Source organism: Xenorhabdus aichiensis (assembly GCF_028598775.1).
GTDB lineage: Bacteria > Pseudomonadota > Gammaproteobacteria > Enterobacterales > Enterobacteriaceae > Xenorhabdus > Xenorhabdus bovienii.
This window is the reverse complement of record NZ_JAQRFO010000055.1, coordinates 21151-27821: the sequence shown is the minus strand read 5'-3', so window position 1 is coordinate 27821 and position 6671 is coordinate 21151. Positions and strand designations below refer to the sequence as shown.

Sequence of the window (6671 nt, the reverse complement as noted above, 5' to 3'; positions counted from 1 at the left end):
ACCCAAACAATATTCATTTTTTTTTACATGTATATCGATATAATCATTACCCACCTCATCTTCCCCTGCATATATAACATCATTTACACATTGTGGTTTGAGATTAAAAAACTCAGTATCTGATACTTTAAACATCAAGAAGTCTTGAGATTCTCGTTGAATACATCCAAACAAGAAAAAAATAAAAAAAATGAAGTACAACAATCTCGGCTTAATCATATAAGACCTCAAATGAGGGTCGTCAACGACCCTCGTACATACGATACCATCACCATCTGGCTACCAAGAAACGATCACGTTTTGACCAATACTATGACTTCGACACCTAATCCTGTCAATACCAGCACCGCCCTTACTAACAACTAAGTATTCACCTGGCCCTAAGGTTTGAATTGTTTTCGATGTTGGCTCATCAATATAATTAATCTCGACAGAAAATGTTGATGGAGCCTACGAGTTCGTATCAAAGCTATAACGAATTGTGTGTGGGCCGCCGCCCCATCCTTGTAAATCTATCCACGGACCGAAAAAACCGGGAGGCGCATAAACTTGTCTTGAAGGCATACCTATCTCCTATAGATTAAATCTATCCAAGATAAAAATTTACTTAATCAATGAAATTCATTGATTGATAAGCATTATGACCAACAGGGTATTTTATTACAGAATAAATATTGTTCCGATAATCCTAAATTATAACAGTTGGTAGAACAAAATGAGTAAAAGGGAATGAATTTAGTGGAATAATCCCTAGGATTTCTTTTTCGCCAGTTCTACAAACTGAAAAAAGTTTTTGATGGAGTGTGCGATCATCTGTTTTAAACATCATAGGAACGCCGTAGAGACGTATTTACCATGATGATATGACGTCGCTTATAGAGCTTCTGTGTGCGAATTTGAGGGGATCTACTGCGGAGATTTCTATCCATTTGAAGGGCGAAAAAGACTAGTCAAATCCGGGACAAGATGTGTTTTGTAGCACCGCCTGCACACAGTCGTTGTTACAAAGCTCTTGGTCAGGGCAAAGCCCCGACACCCCCTGAAGGATAATTTACACCGAAAGGAATGACTTTTAGATTCCCTTTAGGGCATGGAGGCGGCTCATCCAATGTGACTGGGATAGCTGCTCTTCATCCGCCGATACAAGGGGCCTACCTGGGCGACTGGGTAGATTTACTCAACTCGGATCCCCAGTGTGCTCCTAAATTCGGTGTACGCAAGGATGTACGCCAGCGGCACCCCTCAAAATATCATTAATGAGTTTACCCGGATTTCATCGATAGCCTAGACACACACGCTGTTCAGTTTGTTCGTACTATCCAGTCCGTCAAATATAAGATCCTCGATCTTGCTCACAGATCTACATATTTTTTCCTGATGGAAATGCAAAAAGTTATATGTATGTATCTGAATACTCTCTTTATTTTACATTTTTGCTACAAATTTGACGAAAATGCAACTATTAAATATATTAAATCATAGGTTATATTTTATGCATTTAATCCATCGAGGGGTAATCATGCCGGTACCAACGCTTAAGCATTTCATTAATGGTCAGTATATTGAGTCTAAAGGTTCCGAATATTTTGATCTGGTAAGCCCGGTCACTGGTGAATCTTATGCGCGTTCTCCTAACGCGACTGTAGCGGATGTTGATGATGCTTATGCATCGGCTAAAGAGGCATTTAAAATATGGGGACGCAGTACACCCTCGGCACGTCAGCAGGCGTTGCTAGCGCTGGCTGATACGGTGGAAAAAAACGCTGAACGTCTGATTGAGTCGCAAAGCCGCAATACAGGGCAGCTCAAGCACCTGATTGCCTCCGAGGAGATTGCGACGTCGGTGGATCATATCCGCTTCTTCGCCGGTGCAGCTCGCTTTTTGGAAGGCAAGGCTACAGCGGAATATCTTTCTGATATGACCAGTAGTATCCGGCGTGAACCGCTGGGTGTGGTAGGGCAGGTTACTCCATGGAACTATCCGTTGATGATGGCGGTGTGGAAGATAGCGCCTGCTCTGGCAGCAGGTAATACCGTGGTGCTTAAACCGAGCGATACTACGCCGGAGAGTACTCTGTTGCTGGCTGAACTGTCTGCTCCGTTCTTCCCTGCCGGCACCTTCAACGTGGTGCTGGGTAATGCCAGCGCGGGTTCCCTGGTCGTTTCACACAAAACGCCGGCTATGGTTTCCATCACCGGTTCCGTACGTGCCGGTTTGCAGGTTGCATCTTCGGCGGCAGCTAATCTCACCAGAGCGCATCTGGAGCTGGGTGGCAAAGCGCCGGTGGTTATTTTTGCCGATGCAGATGTGGACAAAGCCGTGGAGATCATTGCTACCGCAGGGTACTTCAACGCTGGTCAGGACTGCACGGCAGCTTCACGTGTGCTGGTGCATGAATCTGTTTACGATATTTTCATCACTAAACTGGTGGCGGCAGCTAAAGCCACCCGTTTTGGCGATCCGGAAGATAAAGAGGCGCTGTATGGGCCGCTTAATAATGTTCGCCAGTTGGAGCAGGTCAAAGGGTTCATTGCACGTCTGCCCGCTCATGCCCGTATCGAAACAGGAGGCCGTGAGGCTGATCGTTCGGGATATTACTTTGAACCTACGGTGATTACTGGTTTGGAGCAGGACGATGAAATGATTCAGACCGAAATTTTTGGCCCTGTTATCACAGTACAGAAGTTCCTAACAGAACAGGATGCTATCGAGAAAGCTAACGATGTGAAATACGGGTTGGCCTCCAGTGTCTGGACCCGCGACCATGGTCGCGCGTTGCGCCTGTCTCGTGAGCTTGACTTTGGAACTGTCTGGATTAACACCCATATTCCTCTCACGGCAGAAGCACCTCATGGCGGCTTCAAGAACTCTGGATACGGTAAAGATCTGTCGGCTTATGGTTTCGATGAATATACGCGTATCAAACACGTGATGAGTTCCAACGACTAATACAGGACGCCCATAATGGATCAAAATAGATCTTCACGTGACTTGGTGTCGCGCGCGCACCACGAGCTGTTTACTGACCGTGATGCGGGGGCGCTTGAACGTTATTTTGCGCCGAATTTCATCGAACATTCCCCATTGGTTAAAGAGGGTCTTGCCGGATTGCGTGAGCGGGTTCAGGCACATCCTGAACTGCACCATGAAATGTATCGTGTACTACAGGATGGTGACCTAGTTGCTATTCACGGCCGTTTTACGGGATTAGACGAGCAGCCGTTGGTCGGTTTCGATCTGTACCGGGTTGCCGATGGTTTAATCGTGGAGCACTGGGACGGCTTAGTGCCGCAGTCCGCGCCTAACGCCAGTGGCCGAACTCAGTTAGACGGCCCGACTGAAACGGGCTATAGCCATGACAGAGAGAAGAACCGCGAGCTGGTGGTTAACTTTTTCACCCGTACCTTGATCGAAGGACACTATGATGAGTTTGGAAACTACACCAATGGTGAAGAGTTTCGCCAACACAGCCCCGATATTCCCGATGGTACGGCTGCGGTCATTGCGTTTCTTAAGCAACTCAAGGATGAAGGGCAGGGCCTGCATTATGCAAAAATCCACCGTACAGTCGCTGACGGGCAGTTTGTTCTGAGCCATTCGGAGGGGAGTATTGCCGGAGCACGTCACAGCTACTTTGAGCTATGGCGTATTGAGAACGGCAAAGTGGCTGAACTTTGGGATGCTATCACTCCGGTACCGGAAGATGCGCAAGCGCTGCATCGCCACGGTATTTTTTAACGTTGTTTGCCGACATGCTGAAATCCGATGCTATTTCAATCAGGAACTAGAGAATGACGGAATATTCCATCATCTATGCACCGCTCGATCAGGCTACCCGGACTGAACAGGTTGTCGAACGTTTAAGTAACGCGATCATCTCCGGGATATTACAGACTGATGAGCAGCTGCCTAACGAAAACGAGCTGTCGCGGCTGTTAGGTGTGTCACCGGTAACTGTTCGTGACGCCCTGAATACGCTGCGCGCCAGGCAGTTGATCGATACTCGGCGCGGACGTCATGGTGGTAGTTTTGTGTGTCAGGTTCCTGTTGAGACAATGCGGAAATATCACCCGTTGCGGCTGATGGCTTCAGGTGAACTGGCGGATTTCAGCGAGTTTCACTGTGCCGTGATCGGCCACAGCGCGAGGCTTGCGGCTCAACGTTCAACACCGGGTGAACTGAGAAAGCTTGGGCAACTGATCGACAGCTTTGCGGCCGCGACGCAACCGGATGCCCGTATTCAGACAGATATGCGCTGTCTGTTAACCCTGGCATCTCAGTCACAGTCGGCTAGGCTTGCCAATCAGGAGCTGGAAATTCAGGCCGAATGGATGCCTTTGATGGGGCTTCTGTACCGAGAGGCTGCCGTTCACAGCGAGGTTACCACCGCCTGGCGTACACTCTTGGCTGCTCTGTATAAGGGTGATGACCTAGCCTGTTACCAGTTGGCGCAGAAGATGATTACCCAAATTACTGACTACCTGCTTGAATGCAAATTGCGTGTGGATACTGATGCGCCATTCTTGCAGAGATCTGATCGCGAGTAACACGGCTGCATTCATCCCAGGAGAGGGGGGAGGCATATGTACAACGATATACACGTAGAACGGGCCAGGAGCATCCTGGACGATATTCTGGTCACGGCGCAGCAGGCCACCGCCGCTCTAGCGGATAAGACAGCGCGTATTCTATTGGCGCTGCCGTTATATCATACGGCAGGTGTCCGCTTGGCGCGGGAGCAACGCGGCGCATTGCAAAAATATATCCACGATGTACTGCGTAATAACGCCTGGTGTAACGGGGCGGGATTTGCCAGTTATGCAGTCACGAAAACGGTTGAGGAGGAGGGGGGGTACTGGACGCTGGAGTGGTGGCGTCAGGAAGGGGATACCATTCAGTATGCACCGCTGGAACACAATCAGGAGCTGCGCAGGCGCTTGGATTTCCGGTTGTTTGAGTGGTTCCGGCAGCCAGCCAACTGTCATCTTCCTGTCATTGACGGCCCCTATGTGGATTATGTCTGCAATGGCGCCTACACGATTACGATAGCCCATCCGGTGCTTATTGGTGAGGAGTTTGTTGGTGTCGCGGCGGTGGATATGCTGGTCTCGACGTTAGATCGGTTACTTCTGCCGGCTCTGGGCGCTATCGGTAAGCCAGCATTGATTATTAATGACGATGCGCGTGTCGTGACTTCGACAGTGCCGGGAGTGCGTTCAGGTTCGTTATTGAAGAGCCAAAGCGTTAACCGGTCGGCCGATGGCGAAGTCCCTTCACTGCGTCTGGTGATTTTGCCGTCATCACACACTGAATCACACAGGGCGTTTGTCTGCTGAAGCCCACTTATTCAGATTGCTCAGGAGTTTTTATTTATGACTGAATCTATGTTAGCTAAAAGGCGCAGCGCGGCTATTGCAAAAGGCGTTGGCGTGACCACTCAAGTTTATGTTGAGCGTGCGGAAAATGCTGAAATCTGGGATGTTCAGGGGCAACGCTATATTGATTTTGCCGCCGGTATCGCCGTGGTGAATACCGGCCACCGCCACCCGCGCGTCATTGCCGCAGCCAGAGAGCAGCTGGAACAGTTTACCCATACTTGTCATCAGGTAGTGCCTTATGAAAATTATGTAGCGCTAGCCGAACGACTGAACCGTCTGGTGCCGGGTGATTTTGAGAAGAAGACTGTCTTTGTTACCACTGGGGCTGAGGCAGTAGAAAATGCCGTGAAGATCGCGCGTGCCGCTACTGGGCGTAGCGGCGTGGTGGCTTTCAGCGGCGCTTTTCATGGCCGTACTTTCCTCGGTATGTCATTAACCGGCAAAGTTGTGCCGTACAAAATGGGGTTCGGCCCGCTAGTTAGCGACGTTTATCGTATTCCGTTTCCGGTCGAGCTGCACGGTATCAGCGTGGAACAGACGCTGAACGCGCTGGATAATCTCTTCAAAACCGATATTGAGCCGACGCGTGTCGCTGCCATCATCATCGAACCGATACAGGGAGAAGGTGGTTTCTATCCTGCGCCTCCTGAACTGCTCAAATCCCTGCGTGAAATTGCCGATCGCTACGGTATTGTACTCATTGCCGATGAGATCCAGACCGGTTTCGCGCGTACGGGCAAACTGTTTGCTATGGAACATCATGAGGTTACGGCCGATCTGACCACGATGGCAAAAGGTCTGGCGGGGGGATTCCCGCTGGCGGCTGTAACGGGACGAGCAGAGCTGATGGATGCGGTAGTACCGGGTGGTTTGGGGGGAACCTATGGAGGTAACCCGGTGGCGATTGCGGCTAGCCATGCGGTGCTGGATGTGATCGAAGAAGAGAAGCTGGCTGCGCGTGCGACGCAGTTGGGAGAGCGGCTAAAACAATGCTTGCATGAACTGCGACCGCGCGTCCCGCAGATTGCCGACGTGCGTGGGCTCGGGCTGATGATTGCGGTAGAGTTTAACCGTGCGGACAGTCAGGAACCCGATGCCGGCTTTACCAACGCGGTGCGTCAGAAAGCGCTGGAGCGGGGTCTGATTCTGCTGACGTGCGGTATACACGGTAACGTGATCCGTTTTCTTCCACCGCTGACTATACAAAATGATGTTTTTGACGAGGCGCTCAACGTTCTGGAGTCTGTGCTGCTCGATCTGAACCGTACCGCCGTTTAACCGGAGGGTAACTA

At 50.1% G+C, this 6671-nt stretch carries 5 protein-coding genes and 1 pseudogene; 5 read left to right on the top strand and 1 reads right to left on the bottom strand.

What is annotated here, in order from left to right; all coding sequences use genetic code 11:
• Positions 1-279: 279 nt before the first annotated feature.
• Positions 280-438: pseudogene (locus tag PSI22_RS21555) on the bottom strand (colicin Z C-terminal domain-related protein); the annotation flags it as partial.
• Between the two features lie 1081 nt (positions 439-1519).
• Between PSI22_RS21555 and PSI22_RS18215 the strand changes: the two are divergent.
• The 5 genes from PSI22_RS18215 to PSI22_RS18195 are packed head-to-tail and all read left to right on the top strand — an operon-like array spanning position 1520 to position 6657.
• Complete coding sequence (locus PSI22_RS18215) at positions 1520-2950, top strand: gamma-aminobutyraldehyde dehydrogenase (protein WP_273580972.1); 1431 nt, start codon at positions 1520-1522, stop codon at positions 2948-2950.
• 15 nt (positions 2951-2965) lie between these two features.
• Entirely contained in the window at positions 2966-3739 is a 774-nt protein-coding gene (locus PSI22_RS18210) for a nuclear transport factor 2 family protein (RefSeq protein ID WP_254850362.1), read from the top strand.
• A gap of 53 nt (positions 3740-3792) precedes the next feature.
• Positions 3793-4548: a FadR/GntR family transcriptional regulator gene (locus tag PSI22_RS18205; RefSeq protein ID WP_273580971.1), complete on the top strand. Its 756-nt coding sequence runs from the start codon at positions 3793-3795 to the stop codon at positions 4546-4548.
• A gap of 36 nt (positions 4549-4584) precedes the next feature.
• A complete protein-coding gene (locus PSI22_RS18200; protein WP_273580970.1) occupies positions 4585-5337 on the top strand; it encodes a cache domain-containing protein in 753 nt (250 codons plus the stop codon).
• Positions 5338-5373: 36 nt separating this feature from the next.
• A complete protein-coding gene (locus PSI22_RS18195) occupies positions 5374-6657 on the top strand; it encodes a 4-aminobutyrate--2-oxoglutarate transaminase (protein ID WP_273580969.1) in 1284 nt (427 codons plus the stop codon).
• The last annotated feature ends 14 nt before the right edge of the window (positions 6658-6671 follow it).

What these genes read in the sequence shown, in the direction of transcription:
- PSI22_RS18200 (WP_273580970.1), top strand. Translation starts at nt 4,585, where the DNA reads ATGTACAACGATATACACGTAGAACGGGCCAGGAGCATCCTGGACGAT.
- PSI22_RS18205 (WP_273580971.1), top strand. Translation starts at nt 3,793, where the DNA reads ATGACGGAATATTCCATCATCTATGCACCGCTCGATCAGGCTACCCGG.
- PSI22_RS18210 (WP_254850362.1), top strand. Translation starts at nt 2,966, where the DNA reads ATGGATCAAAATAGATCTTCACGTGACTTGGTGTCGCGCGCGCACCAC.
- PSI22_RS18215 (WP_273580972.1), top strand. Translation starts at nt 1,520, where the DNA reads ATGCCGGTACCAACGCTTAAGCATTTCATTAATGGTCAGTATATTGAG.
- PSI22_RS18195 (WP_273580969.1), top strand. Translation starts at nt 5,374, where the DNA reads ATGACTGAATCTATGTTAGCTAAAAGGCGCAGCGCGGCTATTGCAAAA.